The organism is Halomonas campaniensis (assembly GCF_002211105.1).
Lineage (GTDB): Bacteria > Pseudomonadota > Gammaproteobacteria > Pseudomonadales > Halomonadaceae > Vreelandella > Vreelandella campaniensis_A.
Genome location: NZ_JPUA01000037.1, coordinates 111,253 through 137,642, shown reverse-complemented (window position 1 = coordinate 137,642; position 26,390 = coordinate 111,253). Strand labels below are relative to the sequence as shown.

At 54.7% G+C, this 26,390-nt stretch carries 26 protein-coding genes and 4 tRNA genes; 24 read left to right on the top strand and 6 right to left on the bottom strand.

Going from position 1 to position 26,390, the window contains the following annotated elements:
- Positions 1-4: 4 nt before the first annotated feature.
- Complete coding sequence (locus JI62_RS17985) at positions 5-421, bottom strand: hypothetical protein (RefSeq protein WP_088701491.1); 417 nt, start codon at positions 419-421, stop codon at positions 5-7.
- A gap of 221 nt (positions 422-642) precedes the next feature.
- On the opposite strand from JI62_RS17985, the gene pyrC reads away from it, so the two are divergent.
- A complete protein-coding gene (pyrC, locus tag JI62_RS17980; RefSeq protein ID WP_088701490.1) occupies positions 643-1,680 on the top strand; it encodes a dihydroorotase in 1,038 nt (345 codons plus the stop codon).
- Between the two features lie 62 nt (positions 1,681-1,742).
- Here pyrC and mtnN read toward each other — a convergent pair whose 3' ends face one another.
- Both mtnN and folD read right to left on the bottom strand, forming a co-directional pair.
- A complete protein-coding gene (gene mtnN, locus JI62_RS17975) occupies positions 1,743-2,450 on the bottom strand; it encodes a 5'-methylthioadenosine/S-adenosylhomocysteine nucleosidase (RefSeq protein WP_088701489.1) in 708 nt (235 codons plus the stop codon).
- 37 nt (positions 2,451-2,487) lie between these two features.
- Entirely contained in the window at positions 2,488-3,357 is an 870-nt protein-coding gene (gene folD, locus JI62_RS17970; protein ID WP_088701488.1) for a bifunctional methylenetetrahydrofolate dehydrogenase/methenyltetrahydrofolate cyclohydrolase FolD, read from the bottom strand.
- 209 nt (positions 3,358-3,566) lie between these two features.
- On the opposite strand from folD, the gene JI62_RS17965 reads away from it, so the two are divergent.
- From JI62_RS17965 to JI62_RS17930, 8 genes are all read left to right on the top strand, one after another.
- Positions 3,567-3,643: transfer RNA gene (locus JI62_RS17965), tRNA-Pro, on the top strand.
- A gap of 93 nt (positions 3,644-3,736) precedes the next feature.
- A tRNA-Arg gene (locus JI62_RS17960) sits at positions 3,737-3,813 on the top strand.
- A gap of 76 nt (positions 3,814-3,889) precedes the next feature.
- Positions 3,890-3,964: transfer RNA gene (locus JI62_RS17955), tRNA-His, on the top strand.
- 34 nt (positions 3,965-3,998) lie between these two features.
- Positions 3,999-4,073 (top strand) — tRNA-His (locus tag JI62_RS17950).
- A gap of 459 nt (positions 4,074-4,532) precedes the next feature.
- Entirely contained in the window at positions 4,533-5,774 is a 1,242-nt protein-coding gene (locus JI62_RS17945) for an NAD(P)/FAD-dependent oxidoreductase (protein ID WP_088701487.1), read from the top strand.
- 141 nt (positions 5,775-5,915) lie between these two features.
- The gene (locus JI62_RS17940; protein ID WP_007114201.1) at positions 5,916-6,125 is read left to right on the top strand and encodes a putative motility protein; all 210 of its coding nucleotides are present in this window, start codon (positions 5,916-5,918) and stop codon (positions 6,123-6,125) included.
- Positions 6,126-6,359: 234 nt separating this feature from the next.
- Positions 6,360-7,949 carry a peptide chain release factor 3 gene (locus JI62_RS17935; RefSeq protein ID WP_088701486.1) on the top strand — a complete coding sequence of 530 codons (1,590 nt, stop codon included), beginning with the start codon at positions 6,360-6,362 and terminating at the stop codon, positions 7,947-7,949.
- Positions 7,950-7,972: 23 nt separating this feature from the next.
- Complete coding sequence (locus JI62_RS17930; protein ID WP_088701485.1) at positions 7,973-8,740, top strand: TatD family hydrolase; 768 nt, start codon at positions 7,973-7,975, stop codon at positions 8,738-8,740.
- Positions 8,741-8,773: 33 nt separating this feature from the next.
- Here the strand turns inward: JI62_RS17930 and JI62_RS17925 are convergent, their stop codons facing one another.
- On the bottom strand, positions 8,774-9,745 hold the full coding sequence (locus tag JI62_RS17925; protein WP_088701484.1) for a YgfZ/GcvT domain-containing protein: 972 nt from the start codon (positions 9,743-9,745) through the stop codon (positions 8,774-8,776).
- A gap of 177 nt (positions 9,746-9,922) precedes the next feature.
- On the opposite strand from JI62_RS17925, the gene JI62_RS17920 reads away from it, so the two are divergent.
- The 7 genes from JI62_RS17920 (at position 9,923) to JI62_RS17890 (ending at position 17,623) form a co-directional block, all read left to right on the top strand.
- A complete protein-coding gene (locus tag JI62_RS17920; protein WP_007114205.1) occupies positions 9,923-10,120 on the top strand; it encodes a hypothetical protein in 198 nt (65 codons plus the stop codon).
- On the top strand, positions 10,120-10,527 hold the full coding sequence (locus tag JI62_RS17915) for an OsmC family protein (RefSeq protein WP_088701483.1): 408 nt from the start codon (positions 10,120-10,122) through the stop codon (positions 10,525-10,527). The genes JI62_RS17920 and JI62_RS17915 overlap by 1 nt, the downstream gene beginning before the upstream one ends.
- 54 nt (positions 10,528-10,581) lie before the next feature.
- Positions 10,582-12,606: an excinuclease ABC subunit UvrB gene (gene uvrB / locus JI62_RS17910; protein ID WP_088701482.1), complete on the top strand. Its 2,025-nt coding sequence runs from the start codon at positions 10,582-10,584 to the stop codon at positions 12,604-12,606.
- 4 nt (positions 12,607-12,610) lie between these two features.
- Positions 12,611-13,432: an endonuclease VIII gene (gene nei / locus JI62_RS17905; RefSeq protein WP_088701481.1), complete on the top strand. Its 822-nt coding sequence runs from the start codon at positions 12,611-12,613 to the stop codon at positions 13,430-13,432.
- Positions 13,433-13,623: 191 nt separating this feature from the next.
- On the top strand, positions 13,624-15,129 hold the full coding sequence (locus tag JI62_RS17900; protein WP_088701480.1) for a fumarate hydratase: 1,506 nt from the start codon (positions 13,624-13,626) through the stop codon (positions 15,127-15,129).
- A 92-nt stretch (positions 15,130-15,221) separates the two neighbouring features.
- Positions 15,222-16,643, top strand: a complete 1,422-nt coding sequence (gene cls, locus JI62_RS17895; protein ID WP_088701479.1) for a cardiolipin synthase — start codon at positions 15,222-15,224, stop codon at positions 16,641-16,643.
- Positions 16,644-16,705: 62 nt separating this feature from the next.
- Positions 16,706-17,623, top strand: coding sequence for a LysR substrate-binding domain-containing protein (locus JI62_RS17890; protein WP_088701478.1), 918 nt, complete (start codon positions 16,706-16,708; stop codon positions 17,621-17,623).
- A 25-nt stretch (positions 17,624-17,648) separates the two neighbouring features.
- Here JI62_RS17890 and JI62_RS17885 read toward each other — a convergent pair whose 3' ends face one another.
- Positions 17,649-18,743 (bottom strand): bifunctional nicotinamide-nucleotide adenylyltransferase/Nudix hydroxylase, encoded by a 1,095-nt coding sequence (locus JI62_RS17885; RefSeq protein WP_088701477.1) that lies wholly within the window; start codon positions 18,741-18,743, stop codon positions 17,649-17,651.
- 156 nt (positions 18,744-18,899) lie between these two features.
- Between JI62_RS17885 and JI62_RS17880 the strand changes: the two genes are divergently transcribed.
- Both JI62_RS17880 and JI62_RS17875 read left to right on the top strand, forming a co-directional pair.
- Positions 18,900-19,799, top strand: coding sequence for a YihY/virulence factor BrkB family protein (locus JI62_RS17880; protein ID WP_088701476.1), 900 nt, complete (start codon positions 18,900-18,902; stop codon positions 19,797-19,799).
- Between the two features lie 37 nt (positions 19,800-19,836).
- Positions 19,837-20,112, top strand: coding sequence for an acylphosphatase (locus JI62_RS17875; protein ID WP_088701475.1), 276 nt, complete (start codon positions 19,837-19,839; stop codon positions 20,110-20,112).
- 25 nt (positions 20,113-20,137) lie between these two features.
- Here JI62_RS17875 and JI62_RS17870 read toward each other — a convergent pair whose 3' ends face one another.
- Positions 20,138-21,079 (bottom strand): D-2-hydroxyacid dehydrogenase, encoded by a 942-nt coding sequence (locus tag JI62_RS17870; protein ID WP_088701474.1) that lies wholly within the window; start codon positions 21,077-21,079, stop codon positions 20,138-20,140.
- A gap of 281 nt (positions 21,080-21,360) precedes the next feature.
- Between JI62_RS17870 and JI62_RS17865 the strand changes: the two genes are divergently transcribed.
- From JI62_RS17865 to ybgC, 6 genes are all read left to right on the top strand, one after another.
- Positions 21,361-21,660: an FmdB family zinc ribbon protein gene (locus tag JI62_RS17865; protein WP_088701473.1), complete on the top strand. Its 300-nt coding sequence runs from the start codon at positions 21,361-21,363 to the stop codon at positions 21,658-21,660.
- Between the two features lie 65 nt (positions 21,661-21,725).
- Positions 21,726-23,507 carry an aspartate--tRNA ligase gene (gene aspS / locus JI62_RS17860; RefSeq protein WP_088701472.1) on the top strand — a complete coding sequence of 594 codons (1,782 nt, stop codon included), beginning with the start codon at positions 21,726-21,728 and terminating at the stop codon, positions 23,505-23,507.
- Between the two features lie 88 nt (positions 23,508-23,595).
- On the top strand, positions 23,596-24,159 hold the full coding sequence (gene ruvC, locus JI62_RS17855) for a crossover junction endodeoxyribonuclease RuvC (protein WP_088701471.1): 564 nt from the start codon (positions 23,596-23,598) through the stop codon (positions 24,157-24,159).
- 115 nt (positions 24,160-24,274) lie between these two features.
- On the top strand, positions 24,275-24,883 hold the full coding sequence (ruvA, locus tag JI62_RS17850; RefSeq protein ID WP_088701470.1) for a Holliday junction branch migration protein RuvA: 609 nt from the start codon (positions 24,275-24,277) through the stop codon (positions 24,881-24,883).
- A gap of 34 nt (positions 24,884-24,917) precedes the next feature.
- Positions 24,918-25,955 carry a Holliday junction branch migration DNA helicase RuvB gene (gene ruvB, locus JI62_RS17845; protein ID WP_088701469.1) on the top strand — a complete coding sequence of 346 codons (1,038 nt, stop codon included), beginning with the start codon at positions 24,918-24,920 and terminating at the stop codon, positions 25,953-25,955.
- On the top strand, positions 25,952-26,368 hold the full coding sequence (gene ybgC, locus JI62_RS17840) for a tol-pal system-associated acyl-CoA thioesterase (RefSeq protein WP_276206579.1): 417 nt from the start codon (positions 25,952-25,954) through the stop codon (positions 26,366-26,368). The genes ruvB and ybgC overlap by 4 nt, the downstream gene beginning before the upstream one ends.
- Positions 26,369-26,390: the final 22 nt, after the last annotated feature.

Genomic DNA, 26,390 nt, shown 5'->3' with positions numbered 1-26,390 from the left:
GGGCTTACTTGGTTCTGGCTTTAAAGCCATGAATGATAAATTTAATCAGCAGGGTCATGACGTAAGTTGCCCAGCCTGCAGAAGCCAAGATATTGAACAGCAGCATTTTAGGAGGAAGCCAGGCGCTACCCAGTAACGCTTCAATCATTATGTGGAAAAACATCGCCAGTAGCAGCGGTAGCGCCAGGGTATGAATCCACATATCGGTGCGCCGTTTGCGGATATGGTAGCGCCCCAACAAATAGCGTAGCGGCCGATGCGCCCAGCAAATAACCACCAGGGCACCGATCACCAATAGGCTGGCGAGAGTGGGTTCCGTGCTGCCCATATGAACGGAGAGTGAAATTGACCAGGCTAGGCTTAGCCACATCAACCCTTCCAGGCTGGCAATAATATCCGCATAGCGCCGCACGTTCTGCATAAACAACCGAATCCTTAGCGTCAAAAACCAACTGTTATAAAAGCGTGTAAAAGTAACTGTTCGAGCTGAGTCTTAAAATAGCCGTGTCTTAAAAAGCAGCGACATGATACGACACTTGGACGAGGGAGTGGGCGTCTGAGGAGTGGATTTATCCCATCGCGCAATTGCGTATACTGTACACGCTGCATTATATCTGTCTTCACACCACTACAGGACTTGCCGTGGACACCGTAACACTGACCCGCCCCGACGATTGGCACCTTCACTTGCGCGACGATGAAGCGCTTAAAGCGGTAGTCGGTCATACTGCTGCGCAAATGGGGCGGGCGATCATTATGCCCAATCTCACCCCGCCAGTGACCACGACTGCCAAGGCGGTTGAATATCGTCAGCGTATTCTCGATGCTTTGCCCGCGGGGAGTACCTTCGAGCCTTTAATGGTGCTTTACCTCACTGATACAACTCCGCCGGAAGAGATCGAGCGTGCGGCGCAAAGTGGCATTGTTAAAGCGGTGAAGCTCTACCCGGCGGGTGCCACCACGAACTCCGATTCAGGGGTGACTGATTTAGCCCGCTGTGACGCAACGATTGAGATGATGGCCAAGGTGGGCATTCCGCTTCTGGTGCACGGTGAAGTCACCCATGCAGAGATCGATATTTTTGATCGCGAAGCGGTATTCATTGAAACAGTGATGAAGCCACTAATGGCACGCCACCCAACGCTGAAAGTAGTGTGTGAGCATATCACTACCCAGCAGGCTGCTGAGTTTGTTGCACAAGCGCCGGATAATGTGGCGGCCACCATTACCGCCCATCACCTGCTGTTTAACCGCAACAAGATGTTGGTCGGGGGGATTCGTCCTCACTACTACTGCCTGCCGATTCTTAAGCGTGAGCAGCATCGCCAGGCGCTGCTGAAAGCAGCTACCAGCGGCAGCCATAAGTTCTTTTTGGGTACCGATAGTGCACCGCACTCCCAGGGGGCTAAAGAGTCAAGCTGCGGCTGTGCCGGTGCCTATACTGCCCCTGCGGCCATTGAACTATATGCCACCGCCTTTGATGAAATGGAGGCCTTGGACAAGTTGGAAGCCTTCGCCAGCCTTAATGGGCCGCGTTTTTATGGGCTAACACCTAACCCGGACACCATTACGCTTGAGCGGCGGAGTTGGACGCTGCCGGAAAGTTACCCTTACGCCCAGGGGGAGCAAATCATCCCGCTGCTGGCGGGGGAGACGCTGAATTGGGCGATTAAGTCTTAGCAGGTCGCGAACGAATGCCGTCGACGAAGTAGCGTCGGCGGCATCACGCTTAGTAAGCCTTGTTATACGCTGCCAAGTTGCTTAAGCATTTGATCAACCATACGCGATGAGTGGTCGGCGGCCACTTCCAAAAACTCATCGAAGGAGAGGTGGTTGTCGCCACTGCCGGGAATATCAGAGAGCGCGCGGATCACCACAAAAGGGCACTGGTAGAGGTGGCACGTTTGGGCAATGGCGGCGCCCTCCATCTCTACTGCCAGCATGCTGGGGAACTGGGCGCGGGTAGCGTCTACCCGGGCGGGGTCGCTCATAAAGGCGTCACCGGTGGCAATCAAGCCTTCACGCACCTTGACTTCACCTAACGACGCGATGGCGTTACGCGCCACCTCTCGCAGCCCTGTGTCGGCTAAATAAGCCGCGGGCATCCCCGGTACTTGGCCTATCTCGTAGCCGAACACCACGGCGTCAACATCGTGATGGCGTACTTCATCTGAAATAATCACATCGCCAATGGCTAAATCGGTGGCAAAGCCTCCGGCGGAGCCGGTGTTGATAATGGCATCGGGTTGATGGCGCTCTAACAATATAGCCGTGCCCACTGCGGCGTTGACCTTACCAATCCCCGACTGCAGGACTACGATCTCTAATCCATAACGCGTTCCGGTATGGAAGACAAAGCCTGCATGCTCGTAGCGCTGGGGGGTGTCCAGTTGACTCACTAAGGTGCTTACTTCCTGCGCCATTGCGCCAATAATACCAATACGCTTCACTGCGCCATGCTCCTATATAAAAAGGGTGATGTTTAACTCAGGCGTGATCGATCGCTAAGTCGTGCTGCTCGGCGGCTTCCAGGGTGTTTTCCAGCAGCGTAGCGACAGTCATTGGCCCAACGCCCCCTGGCACCGGAGTGATAAAGCTGGCGCGCTCGGCGGCAGCAGCAAAATCAAGATCGCCTATTAGAGTGCCATCGTCCTGGCGATTGATGCCTACGTCGATGACAATAGCGCCCGGTTTAATCCATTCCCCTTTAACAATCCCCGGCTTGCCGACAGCCACGACCAGAATATCGGCACGGCTAACGTGGTCTTCAAGATTTTGCGTAAAACGGTGACAGACGGTGGTGGTGCAACCCGCCAGCATCAGCTCCAGCGCCATGGGGCGGCCGACAATGTTAGAGGCGCCCACAACGGTGGCATCCAAGCCGCGTAGTGCAATGTCGTTTTGAGCCAGTAGGGTCATAATCCCTTTCGGCGTGCAGGGTCGCAGAGCAGGCATACGTTGGGCTAAGCGGCCAATGTTGTAGGGATGGAAACCATCGATATCTTTGCCCGGCAGAATACGCTCTAAAATGGGGCCGGCATCGAGATGCTTGGGCAGCGGTAGCTGAACCAAGATGCCATCAATGGCCGGGTCGCTGTTGAGCTGGTCAACCAGGGTTTCCAGCTCATGTTGAGAGGTTGTAGCGGGCAGGGCATGCTGAAAGGAGAGAATGCCTGCCTGCTCGCAGGCGCGGTGCTTGTTACTGACATATACATGGGAAGCGGGATCGTCCCCGACCACAACCACGGCTAGTCCTGGTGCCCGCCCGCCAGCTTGACGGCGTAGAGCGATCTTTTCGGCAACCTGTTGGCGGACATTAGCAGCGATGGCTTTGCCATCGATTAGTTGGGCGGTCATGTAATGGAATCCCTGTGGATGTTAAAAATGGCCTAGACAGTAAAGCGCTCATGCAGCAGCGCTTTAAAGACGGCAATTTTCGCATGCCGGGGCATCCAGGCAAAGCGCCTTCACTAACAATCACTTTAATGGTTGACTTTAAAATTAAAAATAGTAATATATGCCTCGCTTGAGACGGGCAGCACGGTAGCGTCTAAGGTGATAGAAATCGGGATGTAGCGCAGTCTGGTAGCGCGCCTGCTTTGGGAGCAGGATGTCGGGGGTTCGAATCCCTCCATCCCGACCATTCACTTAGCATGAAAGGTAGTAGTTTGCTTTTCCAAGCTGCAGTTGTGGTCTAGTGCTCATCAGTATTCGTATTGTAATGAATACTCTATGTGCGCCCATAGCTCAACCGGATAGAGCAACGGCCTTCTAAGCCGTAGGTTGCGGGTTCGATTCCTGCTGGGCGTGCCACCTAATTCAGTGGTAACAACCTGTCAGAATCCTATCTTCAAGCACTTGCTATTTGTTTTACGTAAGATTGTCTTTGGTGGGTGTAGCTCAGGGGTAGAGCCCCGGATTGTGACTCCGGTGGTCGTGGGTTCAAATCCCATCATCCACCCCAGTGACAATATTTGCGTTTCCAGTTTTAGGTTGTGGTGGGTGTAGCTCAGTGGTAGAGCCCCGGATTGTGACTCCGGTGGTCGTGGGTTCAAGTCCCATCATCCACCCCATTACCCCGCATGTATTTCTTCTAGTATCTTTCATTTCTTTATTAGTTAATTCCTTTTTTATAAATTATGCCCTTAACTGGGTTTTTTGCGTTTCTGGCTTTTAGGCTTCCGATGTCTAAAAACACTGACGGCAATAGCAATATCCGCTACGTTTCCCCTAGTGACTTTTAGCGCAAGTGCGCTTCTTTGTGGTGCTTGTTTGTTTTAATCGGAAGGAGGGGGAGTCATTGTGCCGGTGCTAACCGGTTGTCATTCAGGTTTCCTGACAGAAACCAAGCAAGTGTTATGTCGCTGATAGTGAAGTCATCCTTTTAAACGCTAATGGCAGCATTAATTTCTGATTTTTAGAATTAAAATAGCGTTTTCAACTGTATTAATGCGAATAGATTGGTGATATTTTTCAATTAGTTATCGGTCTTCAATTGTGGTTAATAATCGCTGGAAAGGGAGTGCATCAAAATGGCGCGTCAAACGGTAGTTTTGGGAGCAGGCATGGTGGGTGTCAGCATTGCCTGGCATCTGCGCCAGCGGGGGCATGAGGTCACCCTGGTGGACCGCCTTCAGCCTGGCCGTGAAACCTCGTTTGGCAATGCGGGTATTATTCAACGTGAAGCGGTTAGACCTTACCCCTTTCCCCGCGACGTGAAGACGCTACTCAGCGTTTTACCTAACCGTCGGGTGGATATTCGCTATCGTCCGGCGGGCATGGTCAAGGCCGCCTCACCGCTATTGCGCTACTGGATGAACTCAGCGCCAAAGGCTTACCAAAAAATTGTGCCGGAATACGCTTCGCTTATTCAGCTTTCGCTGAAAACTCACGGCCCGATGATTGATGCCGCGGGCGCGGATCATCTGGTGCGCCGCCAGGGTTGGCTTGAGCTTTACCGCACTCCGGAAAAACTGGCCGCGCGGGTTAAAGAAGCCGAAGAGGCGCGGCGCCTTTATGGCGTAGAGTTTGCGCAACTGGATAGGGCTGCGCTTGAGGAGAAAGAGCCTTCGTTGAGTGACACCATTATCGGTGCGATTCACTGGCTTGACCCCTGGACGGTTGCTGACCCAGGTGGGTTGGTTGCGGCTTATGCCCAAGCGTTTAGTAATGATGGCGGGCGCATTTTGCAGGCGGATATCAAGTCGGTTCAGCAAATGGGTGACCGCTGGCAGGTTAATACCGCTGCTGAGTCGTTAGAAGTAGATGACGTCGTTGTGGCGTTAGGGCCCTGGGCGGGAAGCTGGCTTAAAGAGTTGGGCTATCACTTTCCTACTTTTGTAAAACGTGGCTATCACATGCACTACGCATCTCAAGCACCTGCAAAGCTAAATTTCTGGGTCATGGATGCAGAAGTTGGCTACTTGCTGGCGCCAATGAACGCGGGCGTGCGCTTAACCACAGGCGCCGAGCTGGATCGCTTGGATGCGCCTGCTGACGTCAATCAATTAGGCGCAGCAGAGAAAGTCGCGCGCAGCGTGTTCCCATTAGGCGAGCGCCGCGATGAAGCCCCTTGGAAAGGCGCGCGCCCCTGTTTGCCTGATATGAAGCCGGTGATTGGGCCTGCGCCTAGACACCCCGGGCTATGGCTTGCCTTTGGCCATGGCCATCAGGGGTTTACCCTAGGGCCAGCAACCGGTCATCTGCTGGCGGATATGATGGAAGGTCAGCCTACGACCATTGATATGGCGCCATTTCGCGCTGACAGGTTCTAGCTAGGGCTATATTCATTAATGATCAGGTAAATTTAGCCGATAGTAGTAGGTGCTGGTACTAGTAATAGGGAACGATATTTTTGCGCGTGATCTAATGCTTTGCTAGTTTAAAAGTACATTTGCACACCATGAGGTGGATATATGGATGTAGGCATCAGCAGTTCAGTAAGTGCGTCGCTTTATATGAACCAAGCGCAAACTCCCGAGCAGGCACAAATGCAGGTGTTTAAAGAAGCGCTAGATACTCAGGCACAGCAAGTGACCGAAATCATGGCTTCTGCGGATACTGGCGCTCAGCCAGACCTCGCTAAAGAAGGCAGTGTAGGCACCCAGGTAAACACCTACGCATAGTGCTATTTGGCGGCATCACGACTGCTGCTAATTTCTAAAACGCTGACTTGGTCAGCGTTTTTTTTGGGCCTTTTCAAGAATGTCTTCAAGGGCGTCACGTTTGACGCCACCCGCGACAACAGCTGTCTCCAAGCGTTACAATTGGCGCATTGAACATTGCTCATTGCGCGGTGGCTAATTGGCGAAATCTGCTGATTGAGTGCTGCGCTGAGACCCTATATTTGAAGAGGCACAATGAAAGAGACACAGCTGGCCCATGAAGCAGGGCTTAGACGCACCTTTGCTATTATTTCGCACCCTGACGCCGGTAAAACCACGATCACCGAAAAAATGCTGTTGTTTGGCAATGCCATCCAGCTGGCCGGCTCGGTGAAGAGTAAGCGTAACGACCGCCACGCAACGTCAGACTGGATGAAGATGGAGCAGGAGCGGGGGATTTCGGTGACGACCTCGGTGATGCAGTTCCCCTACGGCGGCCGCATTGTCAACCTGCTGGATACCCCCGGCCACGAAGACTTCTCTGAAGATACCTACCGCACGCTCACGGCGGTCGACTCAGCCTTGATGGTGATTGACGGCGCCAAGGGTGTTGAGGATCGTACCATTAAGTTGATGGAAGTGTGTCGTCTGCGCACCACGCCAATTCTCACTTTTATCAATAAAATGGATCGCGATATCCGTGACCCTATTGAGGTGATGGATGAGGTCGAAACGGTACTGAATATTCAGTGTGCGCCGATGACCTGGCCGATTGGTATGGGGCGCCACTTCAAAGGTGTTTATCACCTCTATAACGACGTGATCCATCTGTATACCCAGGGGCAGGGTAGCCGTATTCCTGAGGACAAGCGCATAGAGGGCTTACACAGTCCCGAAGTGGATGCTGTGCTTGGTGAAGAGCAGGCCGAAGAGCTGCGTATGGAAGTCGAGCTAGTGCGGGGCGCCTCCCACGAATTTGATCTGGACGCTTATCGCCGGGGTGAGCTGTCACCGGTCTATTTCGGTACCGCCATGGGCAACTTTGGGGTGCGCGAGATGATGGATGGCTTCGTTGAGTACGCGCCACCGCCCCAGGCCCATGAAACCGATACACGGGTAGTTACGTCTGACGATGAGCGCTTCACCGGTTTCGTGTTTAAAATCCAGGCCAACATGGATCCCAATCACCGCGACCGTATCGCTTTCTTAAGGGTCTGTTCAGGCAAGTACGAAAAGAACATGAAGATGCGCCATGTGCGTATTGGTAAGGACGTTAAAATTGCCGATGCCTTGACCTTTATGGCCTCTGACCGCTCTCAGGTGGAGGAAGCCTGGCCCGGCGATATTATCGGTCTGCACAATCACGGCACGATTCAGATCGGCGATACCTTTACCGTGGGTGAGGATATGCGCTTTACCGGCATACCCCACTTTGCCCCAGAGCTATTTAAGCGCGTGCGGCTTAAAGACCCGCTAAAGATGAAGGCGTTACAAAAAGGCCTGCAGCAGCTTTCCGAAGAGGGCGCTACCCAGGTCTTTATGCCGATGGACAACAATGATCTGATTCTCGGTGCCGTAGGTACCCTGCAGTTCGATGTGGTCGCCCACCGCCTGAAAGAGGAGTACAAGGTCGACTGCTTGTACGAAGGCGTCAATGTGCAGACTGCCCGCTGGGTCTACTGTGAAGATGCCAAAAAGCTCGAAGAGTTTAAGCGTAAAGCCAGCGCCAACCTGGCGATTGATGGCGGCGGTTACCTCACCTATATTGCACCTACTCGGGTTAATCTGCAGATGACCCAGGAGCGCTGGCCGGATATTCGCTTCCAGCCTACCCGCGAACACTAAAGTTTAACTATCTAGGCATGCAAATGCTGATTGATGCCCACTGCCATCTCGATTTTACCCAGTTCGATGATGATCGGCCTGAGGTGCTTGAGGCTGCTAAAGCAGTGGGTGTCGCGCACTTTGTGGTGCCGGGGACGACCCGTTCGCGCTGGCAGCAGGTGCTGGCGCTCGGCGAGCGGGCGGATACGTCGGTATGCGTGGGCTTGCACCCTTACTTTGTCGATGAGCATCAAGCGTCGGATATCAATGCGCTTGATCATTTGCTCGCTGAGCACCCTGAGATAGTAGCAGCGGGCGAGTGCGGTATTGATGGCCGCTTTACCGACACGCTTGAAGCGCAGTGGCACTACTTTGATGCCCAGCTGAAGCTAGCGAAACAGCATTCGCTGCCGGTAGTGGTGCACTGTGTCCACGCCAACGATAAGGTCGCCAAGCGCCTTCGCCAGCTTGCGCTTCCAGAGGCAGGGCTGATTCACGCCTTCTCAGGCTCCATTGAGCAAGCGACAAAGTTTCTCGACCTGGGGTTTAAGCTGGGGTTGGGCGGCGCAGTCACCTATGAGCGCGCCAAGCGGTTACGGCGAACCGTTAAGGCACTACCTGATAATGCTTTTGTGCTGGAAACAGACAGCCCCGATATGCCGCTAAGTGGCTATCAGGGCATGCGTAATGAGCCATGTCGAGTGGCAGAGGTATGCGGCGTTGTTGCCGCACTGCGCGGGCAAACAGCGGAGCAGGTCGCGGCTCTGAGCAGTGATACCGCCGCGACACTGTTTGGCTTGTCTTTGACCTAGAAATAACCTAGAAACGCAAAGCCTAGAGAAAGCTTAGCCGTTAAGGCTAACCGCCAGCTGTTCCGGGTCAACGCGCTCAATCGCATAGGGTAATGGGAGAAGGGTTGCTGGCGCCCCATCTAAATAGAGCGGCATGGTTTCTTCGGCGACTTTGGTGCTCATGACTGCCAGTAATTCGACTCCGCCTTGATGATCAGGCGCGCTGACCACCACTTCGCCTACCGCTTTATCGTCACCATTGACCACGCTAGCGCCAACCTCAGGCAGCGTTGTAGTCTCTATACTGATACGCATTAAGCGCTTTTTCACTTGGCCACGGAAGTGCGCTCGAGCGACGACTTCCTGGCCGGTGTAACAGCCCTTTTTAAAGCTAATGCCGCCCAGCGCTTCCCAGTTCAGCATTTGGGGCAGGAAGTGATCCTGCTGGGTATCGGTTAGCCACGCCAAACCGCTACGAATATCCTCAAGCTGCCAAGCATTACGGCCCGCCTGGTCATCCTGAAGCGACGCTACATCGACCTTGCTATCGTTATCGAAACACAATAGCCAGCGCGGTGTCTCACCAGGGTAGCGGATTACGCAGACTTGGTCGTTGTTGGTGTGGGTGCCCACTCGATCAGGTAGCTCCAGACCCAGCTGCTCCGCAAGCGCTGGGGCCTCATCGCTGGCACCAATGAATACCAGGTCGCGTTGAGTGGTTAGTTCAGCGCGGTAAAAGGCGGCGAATTTTTTAAGATGACTCGCTAGGCTATCCAATAAGGTGTTACTGAGTAGTAGCCGATAGTGCTCTTCGCCCAAGCGCATTAGCTGGGCGTTGGCCAGCATGCGGCCCTTAGGCGTACAAAAACAGGTGAGCGGCGCAAAGTGCCCGTCGGCCAAGCTGACCTGTGCGCTGGTCTGGCCCTGAAGGAACTTTTCTGCATCCGCCCCCTTCACATCCAGCGCGGCTAAGTGGTTAAGGCGGACGCTGCCAAGGGCCGGGGTGCTAGCGGTAACGGTCGCCATAAAAACTCCTGCAAAAGTGGGAAAGCGTTCGATAGTGATGCATTCAGTGCGAAAAAGTAAAAGTGTCTTTGGTGCTATTAGGTGCGGGCAGCCGACACTAATTGCAAGGCACCATTAGCATGCTAGACTCTTTCTCTTTGTATCAGTTTTGCACAGGGCAACAGGTAGGGAAACGCTATGGCACAGCAGTCGTTGACATTCCAGGGTGTTAAATCGGTCGACCAGGTGAACAAAATCACCACGGCGCTCATGATGCTTGATGGCGTTGATAGTGCCGAAGTGGGGCGCCATGGTGCCGATGTGGACGGTCGGGCAAAGCGCGAGACGCTGATTAATGCCATTGAAAAACTTAAGCTAGGCGTAAAGGTATCCTAATGCACCCTCCCATTACCGTGATTAGCGAACGTAACCATGTCTTTAGGCAGCGTGTCGAAGTCGATGGCCTGGAGGCGCTCTATGGCGACGTGCCTCCTATCGTTGGTGGCGAGGGCAGCGCGCCGGATCCCCACGACTATTTCGATATCGCCTTGGGCACCTGTAAAGCAATCACCGTACAGATGTATGCCAAGCGCAAAGAGTGGCCGCTAGAGGGAATTACCGTCACTGTACAGCGCGATGATAGCCAGGAAAAGAAGGGTATCTACAAGCTGGACGTGGTATTGACGCTGCACGGTATCGATGACCCCGAGCAGCGCGCCAGGCTGGAAGATATCAGTCATCGTTGCCCCATTCAGCGATTGATGACTCAGTCAACTGTCGAGATCGCCACTCGGCTTAGCTAGTTTTGTTGGGTCTGGTTTTATTGAGTTTGATTTCTCTTCTCTTCAGGAGCACCGATGAGCAAAGCCTTTCGATTACAGTCAAAATTTCAGCCAGCTGGCGACCAGCCAGCCGCCATTAAGGGGCTGATCAGTGGCCTGGAATCTGGGCTTGCCCATCAAACCCTGCTGGGGGTCACTGGGTCGGGCAAAACCTTCACCATGGCCAACGTGGTGGAGCAGCAGCAGCGTCCCACCATTGTGATGGCGCCAAACAAAACATTAGCGGCCCAGTTGTACGGCGAATTCAAAGCGTTTTTCCCGGATAACGCCGTAGAGTACTTCGTTTCCTACTACGACTACTATCAACCAGAAGCCTATGTACCTTCTTCAGATACCTTTATCGAGAAGGATGCCTCAATAAACGACCATATTGAGCAGATGCGCCTCTCCGCCACCAAGGCACTGCTGGAGCGCCGCGACGCGTTGATCGTGGTATCGGTGTCGGCGATTTACGGCTTGGGTGATCCTGACCAGTACCTGAAAATGCGTTTGCACTTTACCCGCGGCGAGCTCATTGATCAGCGCGCTTTCCTGCGCCGCTTGGCCGAACTTCAGTACACCCGCAATGATATGGATTTTCGTCGCGGCACCTACCGGGTGCGTGGTGATGTGATCGATATCTTCCCCGCCGACTCTGACGAGGAGGCGGTGCGGGTGGAGCTGTTCGACAGCGAAATCGACACAATTCGCCTGTTTGATCCGCTCACTGGTGCCGTTCACGGTGAAGTGCCGCGGATGACCATCTACCCCAAATCTCACTACGTGACCCCGCGGGAAACGATTTTGGGCGCCATTGACGCGATTAAAGAGGAGCTGAAAGAGCGCCTGGAGTGGATGCGCAAGCATGAACGATTGGTGGAGGCCCAGCGCCTTGAGCAGCGCACCCTTTACGATATTGAGATGATGCTGGAGCTGGGTTACTGCAACGGTATCGAAAACTACTCCCGTTACCTCTCTGGACGTGCTCCCGGCGAGCCGCCGCCGACATTCTTTGATTACCTGCCCGATGATGCGCTGCTATTTATCGACGAGTCTCACGTCAGCGTGCCCCAGGTAGGCGGTATGTATAAAGGTGACCGCTCGCGCAAAGAGACATTGGTCGAATATGGCTTCCGGCTGCCCTCGGCGCTGGATAACCGGCCGATGAAGTTTGAAGAGTGGGAAGCCATCTCCCCACAAACCATCTTCGTTTCTGCTACTCCGGGCCGCTATGAGGGCGAACATGCCAGCCAGACCGTTGAGCAGGTGGTGCGTCCAACCGGGCTCTTGGATCCCGAAATTGAAGTGCGGCCAGCCAGCACCCAGGTTGATGATCTGCTTTCGGAAATTGGTTTGCGCACCGCCGTCGGCGAACGGGTGCTGGTAACCACGCTGACCAAGCGAATGGCAGAAGACCTGACCGAATATTTTGACGAGCACGGCATTCGCGTGCGCTACTTACACTCGGATATCGACACCGTCGAGCGGGTGGAGATTATTCGTGATCTGCGGCTAGGCAAGTTTGATGTGTTGGTGGGCATCAACCTGCTGCGCGAAGGCCTGGATATTCCCGAGGTGTCGCTGGTGGCGATTCTGGATGCGGACAAAGAGGGCTTTCTGCGCGCCGAGCGCTCGCTGATTCAGACCATTGGCCGCGCGGCCCGTAACGCTCATGGAAAGGCGATTCTCTACGGTGATCGGATTACTGACTCGATGCGTAAGGCGATTGATGAGACCGAGCGACGCCGCGCCAAGCAGACCGCTCATAACGAGGAGCATGGCATTACGCCAACAACGGTGACGCGCTCGGTGGCCGATATACTTGAAGCCGCCCAGGCACCAGGTAAGAAGAGCAGTCGTCGACGTGGCAACGAGCGTAAAGTAGCGGAGAGCGCTGCCGAGTACGATGTCACCACCATGAGCAAGCAAGATCTGCTGGGGGCCATTAGCAAACTCGAAGACGCCATGTTTGAAGCAGCCCAAAACCTGGAGTTTGAAGAGGCAGCGCGGCTGCGCGACCAGCTCCATCAAATGAAAGAAAAACAGCTGGCGCTGGGCTAGCGGCATGCCGGAAGGCCCAGAAATTCGCCGCGCGGCAGATCGCATTGAGCAGCAGATAGGCGGACGGATGATCGACGATGTCTGGTTCGCCTTTCCTGAGCTTGCCGAGCAGGCGGCGTCATTGATCGGTGCGCAGGTTTCCCGGGTAGATACCAGGGGCAAAGCGATGCTGATCCGGTTCTCCGATCAGCGCGTGCTTTACTCACACAATCAGCTCTATGGGATTTGGAAGCTGCACAGCGAGGATAAGCCTCCAAACACCAAGCGCACGCTGCGCGTTCGATTGAGTGCAGAAGGGCGTTGCGCAAGTCTCTACAGCGCCTCCGATATCTCCCTCTGGCACGCAGAAAATCTCACTCAGCACCCTTTCTTAGCCCGCCTGGGCCCGGATCTGTTGAGTCAGGAAGTGGCGCCATCCGATGTGCAGCAGCGGCTCAATTTAAAGCAGTTTCATAAACGCAGCCTGGGCGCACTGCTGCTCGATCAGGGGTTGGTGGCAGGGTTGGGCAACTATTTGCGTTCTGAAATCCTGTTTTATGCCCAGCTGCCACCGAATGTCCGCCCGGTGGATTTAAGTCCCGAACAGCTTAAAACGCTGGCTGACTGCATCATTGACGTTACCCGCCAAGCCTATCACGCCGCAGGGGTTACCAACCATGAGGCCTGGATTGCCCAGGCCAAAGCAGCGGGAGAACCGCGCAGACAGTGGCGCTTTGCCGTTTTCGAGCGGGCAGGTCTGGAGTGCCATCGTTGTGGATCCGTGATCGTGCGCAAAATGGTCGGGTCGCGACGACTCTATCTATGCCCAAACTGCCAATCAGCGTGAGTAGCTTTTTATACCGTTATCTTGTCTAAAAGTACGGTCTGCATCAAGCCTTGTTGAACTAGTCAATCATCCCGTGGAGGAGTGCTGCCGGAGGAGGGCCAATACGGTATACTGGCCTTACGCTAAGACGGCCCCTCCGCCGGTGCGGAAGAGAGCCGCTGACTAGACGATAACCTAGGAGCTATTACTCCATGACCGTGATTCGCCAGGACGACGTTATTCAAAGCGTTGCCGATGCTCTGCAGTACATCTCTTACTACCATCCCAAAGATTTTATTGATGCCATGGCGGCCGCCTACGAGCGCGAAGAGAACCCCGCCGCCAAAGATGCCATCGCTCAGATTTTGATCAACTCCCGTATGTGCGCCACCGGGCACCGCCCGATTTGCCAGGATACCGGTATCGTTACCGTGTTCGTTCACGTGGGCATGAACGTTACCTGGGAAGCGGACATGAGCCTGGACGACATGATCAATGAAGGTGTTCGTCGCGCTTACCTGCTGCCCGATAACATTCTGCGTGCGTCGGTGCTGGCGGATCCTGACGGCAAGCGAGCCAACACCAAAGACAATACCCCGGCGATTATTCACCATTCAATCGTGCCCGGTGATCGTGTCGATATTCACGTGGCTGCGAAGGGCGGCGGTAGCGAGGCAAAATCCAAGTTTGCCATGCTCAACCCGTCTGACAGCGTGGTTGATTGGGTGATGGAGCAGTTGCCGAAGATGGGCGCTGGCTGGTGTCCCCCCGGTATGCTGGGAATCGGTATTGGCGGTACCGCTGAGAAGGCCATGCTAATTGCCAAAGAGGCGCTACTCGATCCCATCGATATTCAGGATCTACAGGCTCGCGGGCCAAGCAACCGTGCCGAAGAGCTACGCTTAGAGCTGTTTGATAAGGTCAACAAGAGCGGTATCGGCGCCCAGGGGTTAGGCGGCTTAACCACTGTGCTGGATATTAAAGTCAAAGACTATCCAACCCATGCGGCCAACAAGCCCGTAGCAATTATTCCCAACTGTGCGGCAACCCGTCATGCTCATTTCACTCTGGATGGCTCTGGCCCCGCGGTACTTGAACCGCCCAAGCTTGAGGACTGGCCGGAAATTACCCGCGAGGCGGGTGAGAACGTCAAACGCGTTAACCTTGATACCGTAACACCTGCTGAGGTCAAAACCTGGCAGCCTGGCGATACGCTGCTGTTGAACGGTAAGTTGCTTACCGGTCGTGATGCTGCTCATAAGCGCATGGTCGACATGCTGGCCAAAGGTGAACCGCTGCCCGTGGATATGAAAGGTCGCTTTATCTACTACGTCGGCCCGGTTGATCCCATCGGTGATGAAGTCGTTGGTCCTGCTGGCCCAACCACCGCCACGCGGATGGATAAATTTACCCGCACGATGCTGGAAGAGACTGGCCTGTTAGGTATGGTCGGCAAGGCAGAGCGTGGCCAAGCCGCTATTGATGCTATCCGTGACAATGAGGCGGTCTACTTAATGGCGGTAGGCGGCTCGGCTTACCTGGTCGCCCAAGCGATTAAGAAGTCACGGGTGGTGGGCTTCGAAGATTTAGGCATGGAAGCCATCTACGAATTTGAGGTTGAAGACATGCCGGTGACGGTGGCCGTTGATAGCCTGGGCACCTCGGTGCATCAAACCGGGCCTGCGAAGTGGAAAGAGATTATTGCCCAGACGGCGTAATGGAGTGGTAAGGTTGATTAGGCTTTAAGCGCATAAGGGCCTCGCTGACGGCGAGGCCTTGTTCTTTGTGAGGGCTTTATAAGGACGCTGCTATGACCTCCTGGTTGCTAGGGACTGGCATCTTATTGATACACGTGATGGGCATCGTTTCGGCCATTATGGCGCTGATGTCCAGTCGTACCTCTCAGGGGGCTGTGGCGTGGATCATATCGCTGCTGACGTTCCCCTATATCGCGCTTCCCGCCTACTGGTTTTTCGGGCGGCCGCGATTCTATGGCTATGTATCTGCCCGTGGCCAGCGGGACACCGTGCTACGCCGGGTGTTGGTGCGCTACCGGGCCAATGTGCAACCCTATGTTGCGGCCTCTCCTAATGCGGATATTCAGGCGGTTGAACAGCTCGCCATGATGCCGCTCACCCATGGCAACCAGGCGACACTGCTGATTGATGGGCCTGCAACCTTTGAAAGCCTGTTTGATGGCATTGAGCGCGCTGAACAGTATGTTTTGGTACAGTTTTTTATTGTCCGCAACGATACGCTTGGACAACGCCTGAAACAGCATTTGCAGCGCGCTGCTCAGCGCGGTGTACGGGTCTATTTTCTCTACGATGAGGTGGGTAGCCGTAAACTAGCCGATAGCTACCTCAATGATTTGATCAGCGATGGAGTGGCCGTGAGTGCCTTTCGCTCATCGCGAGGCCTTAAACACCGTTTTCAGCTTAACTTCCGCAACCATCGCAAAGTAACCGTCATCGATGGCAAAGAGGGTTGGGTAGGGGGCTTCAATGTGGGAGTCGAGTATCTGGGGGAGAACCCACGCCATGGAGCATGGCGGGATACTCACCTCAAGCTTGGAGGGCCTAGCGTGCTGGGTTTGCAGGAAGCCTTTTGGGAGGATTGGCACTGGGCCACTGATGAAGTGATCAGCTTGAACTGGATAGCGAATACCGTTGCTACCACGATTGATCATCATGTGGTGATTGTGCCCTCGGGGCCCGCTGACCGCCAGGACACTGCCAGCCTGCTTGTTCAACAGGTGATCCATAGCGCAAAGCAGCGGCTGTGGGTAACCAGCCCCTATTTTGTTCCCGACCAGGGAGTTCAAGACGCGCTGCGCCTTGCGGCAATGCGCGGTGTCGACGTGCGGGTAATGATTCCAGAGCGACCAGACCACTTGTTAGTTTTCCTCTCGGCGTTCTCATTCCTACCGGATATGTTAAGGGCGGGGGTTAAAATATACCGTTATCTTCCTGGTTTTTTACATCAAAAAGTCATGCTCGTAGATAGCCATGCGGCCACGGTGGGCACCGTCAATTTGGATAACCGCTCTTTTAGGTTAAATTTTGAGATTACCGCATTTATACCAAGCCACGATTTTGCGACCAGCGTCGAAGAGATGCTGGAAAAAGACTTTTCACACTGCCGTCGTGTCACCATCGATGAAATCAATCAGCGTCCGATGTGGATGAAAGTCGTCTCGCGCGCGGCCTATTTAATGGCCCCGGTTCAATAGATACGTCAGCCTAGAAGGAAAACAAATATGCGTGAAAGTAGAGTGAGACAAGGAGTCATGGGGTGAATCTCGAAACAAAATGGCTGGAAGATTTTGTAGCGCTCGCCAACACGCGTAGCTTCTCTGCATCAGCACGCCAGCGACATGTAACCCAACCGGCCTTTAGTCGCCGTATCCGGGCGTTGGAGCAGGCCGTTGATGTCACGCTGGTGGATCGTTCGACCACACCCGTGGGATTAACGCCAGAGGGGCAGCTGTTTTTGGTCACCGCACGCAATCTGGTCGAACAGTTAAACGAGTCGCTAAGCCATTTGCGCGGTCTCTCTATCGCCAATGAGGCGCTCGATATCGTCGCGGCGCACTCCCTGGCACTGAGTTTTTATCCGCCTTGGATCTCCCGCTTGCAGCAGGGCTTGGGCGAGTTGCCGACCCGCTTGGTGGCCATGAATGTGGGCGAAGCGATTCATGTGCTGCGGGAGGGGAATTGCGATTTGATGCTGGCATATTACGACCCCTTTGCAACGATGCAACTGGATGCCGAGGTGTTTCCCTCTTTTTCGATTGGTAAGGTCAATATGCTGCCCGTTTCGTTACCAGACGAGCGTGGGAAAGCTAAGTTTTCACTCCAGCACGACACCTCCATTCCCTATCTCTCCTATACCCAGGGAGCTTTCTTGGGCCGCAGTGTGCGCATGCTGCTGAAGAACGATCCATTACGTATGAAGCTGCGTACGGTCTATGAAACGGCCATGGCCGAAGGCCTAAAGGGGATGGTATTACAGGGCGTTGGCGTGGCGTGGATACCTGATTTCTGTATTCGCGAGGAGCTAAAAAGCGGCCGTTTGGTGAGGGCAGGTGACCCAAGCTGGGATATCCCCCTGGAAATTCGCTTATACCGCTGCTCCATGGTGCATAAGCCCGGCGTGGAGCGTTTGTGGCGGCAGATGATGAAGCTGCCGCGGGATTTCCTTCAGGCCTAATGGGTGAATTGTGAATTGTAGAAGTCTATCCACTGCCAAAGTCGGCGGGTAGTCCTAGGAAGTTCTGAATAATAAAAAAGTGATCTTCGAACAGGCTGTCGGGCTCAAGGTCAGCAAGCGCTACCCAGCGTGCATGATCGCCGCCTTTCACAGGTTTTAAGCGCGGCAACTGCTGGTCAGGGCGTAGTGCAAAGTAGAAAGCTTCCGCCAGGGTACGTCCGCGCCAACTGCGGTGGGGTTCATCAAATAGCCGCTGGCCGCGCAATGAGCCTTTGAGCACGGGCTCAGGAACCTTTAAACGTATACGTTCGCGAAGTTCACGCAAGCAAGCATCCAGCAACCGTTCGTGGGGGTTAATAAATCCCCCCGGCAGGGCATAAAGGCCTTTGCCCGGTGCCGCCGTGCGTCGTACCAACAGCACATGGCCCGACTGTACGACCACCGCATTGACCGTCACAAAAATAGGCGGGTAGGGGGCATGGGCCCAGGCTTGGCGATACTGATCCAGTAACTGCTGCTCTTCCAACAGTCGCTGGTAGGCATGCTCATTACAAAAGTGCTTAACACTCTCCACGACACCTGGTGGTAAATCGTGGTAAGCACCAGTGCTCAGGTAATCATCCGTCGAACTGGGGGAGCGAAACAGGCGCTCGCGGATCTGACTGGCTGAAATACCTTCCACCGACGGCACGCTGACTGATTCCCACTGGGGGAACAGTGAAAGGTAGTAGCTTGATTGGCCGCGGCTGGCTCCGATCAAGCCAATGCGCGGTAGGCGGGCATTGGCAGGCGTAGCCAAATCGCGCACCTTGCGCTGCACATCGCGCACCCAAACATCGTCGTTATAGAGTGCGTCGAGTAGCGGGGTGATCTCTAAGCGTTGATTCTCGGTGTCGTCAAAGCCCGCGCGCAGCATGGCTTGACGCTCATCGAATCGCCAGGGATTACGCAGTGAGCGGGCCTGCCAAGAGGAACCAACCAGCACGATGACCTGCCTCGCACGCTTAAGCGCTTCCCTAATAACGGCCAGATGCCCCAGATGCGGTGGCTGAAAACGACCAATAAACACCAAACAGTCGAAGTCGCAGGCAGTCGCGGAGTGCGAAGTGTCAGTGGCCATCCAAGCTTCCTTTTTCGTTTGGTGATCTCAGAGATGCAACCTACCAGAAAACTGCGCTAAACGCTGTGGTTAGGTATGCTAGAAAAGTAGGATATTGATAACGTTTATAAAACGCCCCGATGCCTAGCATCGGCAACCAGCACACAGGGAGTGAATATGATTAAACGCGCCGCTATCTTCTGGTGGAAAGTAGTGCAAGACGCCACGTCACTATGGTTGGAGCGAAACGCCTTTAGCTACGCGGGATCGCTAGCGTTTTATACGCTTTTCTCCTTGGCGCCCACTATTATTATCGCCGTCACAGTTATCGGTGTGGTGATGGGAGAAGAGGCGGCTCAGGGACAAATCGTAGCGCAACTGCAAGGTACCTTAGGGGTTGACGCAGCTGTCGCTATTCAAGACGCCGTCGCTCAGTCGAGGATTGAGGAGTCGGGTATCCTACCAACGCTATTGGGTGTAGGGGCCCTGGTGATTGGCGCAACAACCGTTTTTGCCCAGATGCAGTTTTCGCTCAATACTATTTGGGGTGTCACGGCAAAACCCACCTCTAATAGCGCCTTACGCTTCATCAAAAGTCGATTGCTTTCATTGACGGTGGTGCTATCGATCGGCTTTATACTGCTGGTATCACTGGTGTTAGGCGTTGTATTGCGCGGTATGCTGCAGGCTGCCGATAATCTGGTGCCCTATGCTAGCTTGCTGACCACCTCAATTGAGTCGCTGGTCTCGCTAGGGGTGGTCACTTTGTTATTCGCCACCATTTTTAAGGTGCTGCCCGACGTTGTACTGCGTTGGCAGGATGTACTAATTGGTGCTGTGGTAACGGCCGTGCTGTTTACCATTGGACGCAGTGTGATCGCCATTTACCTGACGTATACGGCAACAGCATCCACCTATGGCGCCGCCGGCTCGGTGGTTATGATACTGCTATGGGTCTACTACAGTTCATTAATATTGTTGTTTGGGGCGGCGTTTACCCGCTCATTGTTACTGCGTCGTGGCCGCCCATTGATACCGCGCAATAGTGCCGTCATTGTCAAACGCGAGTATGTTTAACACTACTTGAAGAAGCGCAATATGTAGGGAGGTGTGTATGAGCGATTGCTGTGTACGTGCGTTGATCACTGGCAAGGTGCAGGGCGTCTGGTATCGTCGTGCCACTCAAGAGAAAGCCCTGCAGCACGGCATCACCGGCTACGCTAAAAACTTGCCCGATGGGCGGGTTGAGGTGCTTATGTGCGGGCAGTCCGACGCAGTCAAGCTGCTGAGTGAGTGGCTGTGGCAGGGGTCGGAGGGGGCGCAGGTGACCCATGTGGAGCTCGAAGTGCTCGGTCATTGCCACGCCCCAGACCACTTTGCCACCCACTAAGGCTTTGAGGTGAGTCGGCTAATAGCTATTTAGCATTTTTCCATTCGAGAATATTCTTTGCCGTCAGGCTAACAATGTTCTGGCGTGCTTCGGGGGTGATCCAGGCATTGTGAGGCGTCACAATCAAGTTGAGCGGCTCACTGAGCGCATCCAGCAGTGGATGGCCCTCTTTGGGCGGCTCGGCGGGCAGTACATCGACACCTAGTCCGCCTAGTCCGCCGGTGCGCAACGCCTCTAACGCGGCCACTTCATCGATAACCCCGCCACGGGCGCAGTTGATCAGTAGCATTGAGTTCTTAGCGCGCGCTAAGCGCTCCCGGTTGATCAAGTGCTTAGTGGCATCGCTCAACGGGCAGTGCAGGCTGATAACATCAGCCTCCAGTAGCAGCTCATCCAGAGCAGGGCGCTTATCATTCGCCTCATTGCCGGGGCGAGCGGCAAAGGTAACGTGCATGCCAAAGGCCTCGGCCAAGCGTGCTACTTCGGAGCCCAGCTCACCCTGACCGACCATCACTAGCTGTTTGCCGGAGAGCTGTAACGTTGGGTAATCCTGCAAGCAGAAGAAGGCGCTGCGCTGCCACTCGCCTGCGGCGACATCACCTTGATAGAGAGGAAGTCGATTGGCTAATGCGAGCATTAGCATCAAGGTGTGTTGAGAAACGCTGGCCGTGCCGTAAGCCGCTACGTTCTTAACCTCAATGTTGCGCTCTTTAGCGGCCTCAAGATCGATATTATTAAGGCCTGTCGCCAATACACATATGAGTTGCAGTTTAGGCAGCTGCTGGAGTGTCTCAGCGTCCAGGACTACCTTGTTGACGATCGCGATATCAGCATCGGCGAGGCGCTCCCGTGCTTGTTGCGTCGTGCTTTGCTCAAACACTTCAAGGTAGGAAACCGTCTCTTTAATGGCGGTCAAGTTGATCTCAGGGCCGAGGCTTTCCGCATCCAGTATCACCGCATTGGGCATTTTCTTCTCTCCATTAACTGCAGGGGGCTGTATAACCTTGCTCGTCAGGGGGCACAAAAGGGTATAATGGCGGCGCTTTATCAACCGCAGCCTTGGAATTTATCCCGACTGGCCACATATTGCAGACTGGCAGCGTTTGTGTTCGCTACTGTTCTTTATTTTTCAGCACTGGGCCTGGTAGAGCTGAGTCATTCAGCGCTGGGTCTGGTAAAACTGAGTCATTAGAACTGAGTATTTCAGAACTGAGCTTGTCAGGGTTAAGCTTATTAGGAGTTATTAAGATGCCCATCTATGAATATGAGTGCAAGGCCTGCGGCCATCGCATGGAGAAATTGCAGAAAATTAGCGCTGATCCTCTCAAGGATTGCCCCGCATGCCAAAGCGATGGCTTGGAAAGGCTAGTCTCGGCAGCGGGATTCCGTTTGGCCGGCGGCGGTTGGTACGAAACCGATTTCAAAACGGGTAGCAAAAAGAACTTGGTCGCTGATGGCAAAACTGCCTCCGCAGATGCCGGTAAATCAAGTGATTCCAGCGCTACCGCTAAGAGCGCTACTCCCAAAGACAAGGGCGCCGCGGCATAGCCGCGGCAGTCAGGGTCGGGACGCCCGCGACACACTCATTGCCACGAAACAGAACAGGATTTGACATGCGCAGCCATTATTGCGGCCAGCTAAACGAAACTTTGGTGGATCAAACGGTTACGGTATGCGGATGGGTTCACCGCCGCCGTGACCACGGTGGGGTAATTTTCCTTGATATGCGCGATCGCGACGGCATCGCGCAGTTCGTGGTCGACCCTGATACCGCCGAGGCGTTCGCGAATGCCGACCGTGCGCGCAGTGAATTTGTTCTGCGTATCACCGGTCGCGTTCGGCTGCGTCCAGAGGGCACCCAAAACCCCAACATGCCAACGGGCATGATTGAGGTATTGGCAAAAGAGGTTGAAGTACTCAATACCGCCGTTACTCCGCCATTCCAGTTGGATGAGCACGGAAAAGTCGGTGAAGAAGTGCGTTTAAAGCATCGCTATATCGACCTGCGTCGCCCGGACATGATCGAAAAGCTGCGTTTGCGCTCGCGTATTTCGCACACCGTGCGTGCGTATCTTGAAAACCAGGGTTTCCTGGATATCGAAACGCCGGTGCTCACCCGTGCCACGCCCGAAGGTGCCCGCGATTACCTGGTGCCTAGCCGTACCCACGCGGGGAGTTTCTTTGCGTTGCCCCAGTCGCCGCAGCTGTTTAAACAGCTGTTGATGGTGGCGGGGTTTGATCGCTACTACCAAATTGCCAAGTGCTTCCGCGACGAAGACCTACGCGCCGACCGTCAGCCTGAGTTCACTCAGATTGATATCGAGGCGTCGTTTGTGGAAGAGAGCGACATCATGGGTATTACCGAAGCCATGATTCGTCAACTGTTCCAGGAAGTGCTTAAGGTGGAGTTGCCAGAATTTCCGCGCATGACCTGGCAGGAAGCGATGGATCGTTTCGGTTCCGATAAACCGGATCTGCGTATCCCGCTGGAACTGACCGATGTGGACGACCTAATGCAGCAAGTCGACTTCAAGGTCTTCTCTGGCCCTGCCAGCGCTGATGATGGTCGTGTCGCGGCACTGAAAGTACCCGGCGGCGCCAAGTTGTCGCGTAAAGAGATCGACGAGTACACCAAGTTTGTCGGCATTTACGGTGCTAAGGGCTTGGCGTGGATCAAGGTCAACGAGCGTGCCAAAGGGCTTGAAGGCCTGCAGTCGCCGATCGTCAAGTTTATGGAAAACATCGTTGAAGAGCTGCTCGACCGCGTGGGTGCAGAAGATGGTGACATTATCTTCTTCGGCGCCGATAAAGCTCGTATCGTCAACGAAGCCATTGGCGCGCTGCGCGTCAAGCTCGGTGCTGATCTGGAGCTCTATACTCAAGAGTGGGCGCCGCTGTGGGTGGTTGACTTCCCGATGTTTGAAGCCGACGACAATGGTCGCCTAAGCCCGTTGCACCACCCCTTCACCGCACCTTCCTGCACACCGGAAGAGCTGAAGGCAGACCCAGCAAGTGCGCTTTCACGCGCTTACGATATGGTGCTCAACGGTACCGAATTGGGCGGTGGCTCTATTCGTATTCACGACCAAACCATGCAGAGCACGGTATTTGAAATCCTGGGCATTGGTGAAGAAGAGGCCCAAGAGAAATTCGGCTTCCTGCTGGATGCGCTGCAGTATGGGGCGCCACCCCATGGTGGTTTGGCCTTTGGCTTGGATCGCCTGGTCATGCTGATGGTTGGCGCCAAGACGATTCGTGAAGTGATCGCTTTCCCGAAAACCCAAAGCGCTGCCTGTTTGATGACCAACGCGCCGGGCGAAGTCAGCCCCGATCAGTTGAAAGATTTGAACATCCGTCTTCGTCAGAAAGTCAAAGCGGAAACAGCCGCCGAATAAGACGGTTGATTCGCTGCCTAACACCGACGCCACGGCGTCGGTGTTTTTGTAGGTTACTCAGTAAAACGCTGACATGAGCATTGATGCTATGGATCCAACACCGTCGGCCCTACCAATCCGCATACTGGGTATTGATCCCGGCTCTCGGGTGACTGGCTATGGGGTGATCGATGTGGTCGGGGTTAAACCTTGCTATGTGGCAAGTGGCTGTATTCGCACTGCAGAAGGGGCGTTAGAGCAGCGTTTAGCGCAAATCTATGCCGGCCTAAGTGAAGTCGTCGGTTTACATCGTCCCTCTCAAGTCGCCATTGAGCGGGTATTTATGGCCAAGAATCCCGATTCTGCGCTCAAACTGGGGCAGGCGAGGGGAGCAGCAATGGTGTGTATGGCTAACCATGGTCTGAGTCTTGCCGAGTACGCTGCGCGGCAGATAAAGCAGGCGGTGACCGGCCAGGGCGGCGCGGATAAAGAGCAGGTGCAGCATATGGTGACCGCTATTCTGCAGCTCTCTGCCACTCCCCAAGCTGACGCCGCCGACGCGTTAGCCATTGCGTTAACCCATGCTTATAACGGTTCTGTGCTTAGCAGCCATGGCTTGCCCGCCGCGCCATCTCGGGGCCGCCGCCGCTCAACCGGACGCTGGCGGCTTTAATTCCCCCTGTACCGGTGGCTGAACTACTGGTCACCTGTACAGAGTCGCTTTATAGTAACCCTCTGTTTTTGACTCTACTGTTTTTCACTTTTTTCACCCCGGTGCGAGCAAATTTATGATTGGACGTCTGAGTGGCCAGCTAGTGGCAAAGCAACCTCCCTGGATTGTGATCGATGTTCATGGTGTAGGTTACGAGCTGGAAACCTCAATGAATACGCTGGTCGCGCTTCCTGCGGTAAACGAGAGCGTTTCGTTATTCACTCATCTAACCATTCGTGATGACGCCCACCTACTGTATGGGTTTGGCCGGGAGCACGAGCGTGCGCTGTTTCGTGCCTTGATCAAGGTCAATGGTGTCGGGCCCAAGCTAGCACTCGCCATACTGTCGGGTATGGACGAAGACGCCTTTATGCGTTGCGTGCGCGATGACGACAGTAAAGCGCTGACAACGCTGCCAGGGGTGGGTAAGAAAACCGCTGAGCGGCTGATAATTGAAATGCGCGACCGCTTTCCAGAGTGGGAAGATGGTAGCAACGCGCTACTCCCCCTCGAATCAACCAATGGTCGTGCCTCTGCCCGCAATAATCTTGCCGATGCGGAAGCCGCTTTGGTTAGCTTGGGGTATAAATTGACTGAGGCGTCGAAAATGCTTGCCGACATCGACCCTGATCAGTCCACTGAAGCGCTGATTAAGGCCGCACTGACCCAGCGTATGGGCGGCTAAGCCCTTTTTGAATCGCCATTAAAGAAGAGCACCTATGCTAGAACACGACCGGCTGATCGCCGCTGAGCCTGAACAGGGGGAGGGGCGCATTGACTACGCTATTCGCCCCAAGCGGCTGGATGATTATATTGGCCAGCCGCGCGTGCGTGAACAACTGGAAATCTTTATCGGCGCCGCCCGGCTGCGCGAAGAGAGCCTGGATCATACCCTGGTGTTTGGCCCCCCTGGGCTAGGTAAAACGACCCTCGCGCATATTATTGCCACCGAGATGGGCGTCGGTATGAAGTCGACTTCCGGCCCGGTGCTTGAGCGGGCAGGCGATTTAGCCGCCATGCTGACTAATTTAGAGCCTGGCGACGTACTCTTTATCGATGAAATTCATCGCCTGTCGCCGGTGGTAGAGGAAGTGCTCTACCCGGCCATGGAAGATTTTCAGCTCGACATCATGATTGGTGAAGGGCCTGCGGCGCGTTCGATCAAGCTGGATCTCCCCCGCTTCACCCTGGTGGGCGCCACGACCCGGGCAGGGCTATTGACCTCTCCATTGCGTGACCGGTTTGGTATCGTTCAACGGCTGGAGTTTTATAATCTTGAAGAGCTGACGGAAATTGTCTCGCGTTCGGCGCGCCTGTTAGGCGTTGAAACCAGCCATGATGGTGCCATTGAAGTCGCGAGACGTTCACGCGGCACGCCGCGAATTGCCAATCGCTTGCTACGCCGGGTGCGGGATTACGCCGAAATGAAAGGCAACGGCGTCGTCGATGTCGCCATGGCCGATGCGGCGCTCAATATGCTCAACGTGGATCACCACGGTTTGGATCATATGGATCGGCGGCTGCTGCTGGCCATGATCGATAAGTTTGACGGTGGGCCGGTGGGCATTGACTCACTTGCCGCGGCGATCAGTGAAGAGCGTGACACCATCGAAGACGTTATTGAACCCTACCTCATTCAACAGGGTTTGATGATGCGCACCCCCCGTGGCCGGGTAGTGACCCGCCAGGCGTGGTTGCACTTTGAGCGAGTGCCGCACGAGCAGGCAACCGATATGGAAGGAGAGCGCCGTCCGTGAGTGGCAACAGCATAGGCGAAGGTTATCGCCTACCGCTGCGCGTTTATATGGAAGATACTGACGCAGGCGGTATTGTCTACTACGTTAACTACTTGAAGTTTATGGAGCGGGCCCGCAGCGAATGGCTTCGCCAGTTGGGCCTTAATCAGCAAACGCTGCTAGACGAAGGTACGCAGCTAGTGGTATACCGCTTGGCCTGCCACTACGCGAAACCGGCTGTCCTGGACGACGCGTTGGAAATTAGTGCCCACGTGACTGAAGTGGGGCGCTGCCGGATGACGTTTGAACAGCAAGTTTGGCGTGGAGAGGAACTCCTTTGCTCTGCCACAGTCGAGATAGCTTGCTTGAGCACCGAGCGCTTACGGCCAAAGGCATGGCCTGCATCGCTTAACGTTTTGACCCAGGCCTCTTAACCAAGAGGTCACTCACTGCGTC

Coding starts and splice junctions, on each gene's coding strand:
- JI62_RS17985 (WP_088701491.1), bottom strand. CDS start 421: ATGCAGAACGTGCGGCGCTATGCGGATATTATTGCCAGCCTGGAAGGG.
- JI62_RS17885 (WP_088701477.1), bottom strand. CDS start 18,743: ATGGCCACTGACACTTCGCACTCCGCGACTGCCTGCGACTTCGACTGT.
- ruvB (WP_088701469.1), top strand. CDS start 24,918: ATGCTAGAACACGACCGGCTGATCGCCGCTGAGCCTGAACAGGGGGAG.
- uvrB (WP_088701482.1), top strand. CDS start 10,582: ATGAGCAAAGCCTTTCGATTACAGTCAAAATTTCAGCCAGCTGGCGAC.
- JI62_RS17865 (WP_088701473.1), top strand. CDS start 21,361: ATGCCCATCTATGAATATGAGTGCAAGGCCTGCGGCCATCGCATGGAG.
- JI62_RS17870 (WP_088701474.1), bottom strand. CDS start 21,079: ATGCCCAATGCGGTGATACTGGATGCGGAAAGCCTCGGCCCTGAGATC.
- JI62_RS17945 (WP_088701487.1), top strand. CDS start 4,533: ATGGCGCGTCAAACGGTAGTTTTGGGAGCAGGCATGGTGGGTGTCAGC.
- JI62_RS17925 (WP_088701484.1), bottom strand. CDS start 9,745: ATGGCGACCGTTACCGCTAGCACCCCGGCCCTTGGCAGCGTCCGCCTT.
- JI62_RS17920 (WP_007114205.1), top strand. CDS start 9,923: ATGGCACAGCAGTCGTTGACATTCCAGGGTGTTAAATCGGTCGACCAG.
- JI62_RS17940 (WP_007114201.1), top strand. CDS start 5,916: ATGGATGTAGGCATCAGCAGTTCAGTAAGTGCGTCGCTTTATATGAAC.
- JI62_RS17915 (WP_088701483.1), top strand. CDS start 10,120: ATGCACCCTCCCATTACCGTGATTAGCGAACGTAACCATGTCTTTAGG.
- folD (WP_088701488.1), bottom strand. CDS start 3,357: ATGACCGCCCAACTAATCGATGGCAAAGCCATCGCTGCTAATGTCCGC.
- ruvC (WP_088701471.1), top strand. CDS start 23,596: ATGGATCCAACACCGTCGGCCCTACCAATCCGCATACTGGGTATTGAT.
- aspS (WP_088701472.1), top strand. CDS start 21,726: ATGCGCAGCCATTATTGCGGCCAGCTAAACGAAACTTTGGTGGATCAA.
- cls (WP_088701479.1), top strand. CDS start 15,222: ATGACCTCCTGGTTGCTAGGGACTGGCATCTTATTGATACACGTGATG.
- JI62_RS17935 (WP_088701486.1), top strand. CDS start 6,360: ATGAAAGAGACACAGCTGGCCCATGAAGCAGGGCTTAGACGCACCTTT.
- JI62_RS17930 (WP_088701485.1), top strand. CDS start 7,973: ATGCTGATTGATGCCCACTGCCATCTCGATTTTACCCAGTTCGATGAT.
- JI62_RS17900 (WP_088701480.1), top strand. CDS start 13,624: ATGACCGTGATTCGCCAGGACGACGTTATTCAAAGCGTTGCCGATGCT.
- ruvA (WP_088701470.1), top strand. CDS start 24,275: ATGATTGGACGTCTGAGTGGCCAGCTAGTGGCAAAGCAACCTCCCTGG.
- JI62_RS17880 (WP_088701476.1), top strand. CDS start 18,900: ATGATTAAACGCGCCGCTATCTTCTGGTGGAAAGTAGTGCAAGACGCC.
- JI62_RS17875 (WP_088701475.1), top strand. CDS start 19,837: ATGAGCGATTGCTGTGTACGTGCGTTGATCACTGGCAAGGTGCAGGGC.
- nei (WP_088701481.1), top strand. CDS start 12,611: ATGCCGGAAGGCCCAGAAATTCGCCGCGCGGCAGATCGCATTGAGCAG.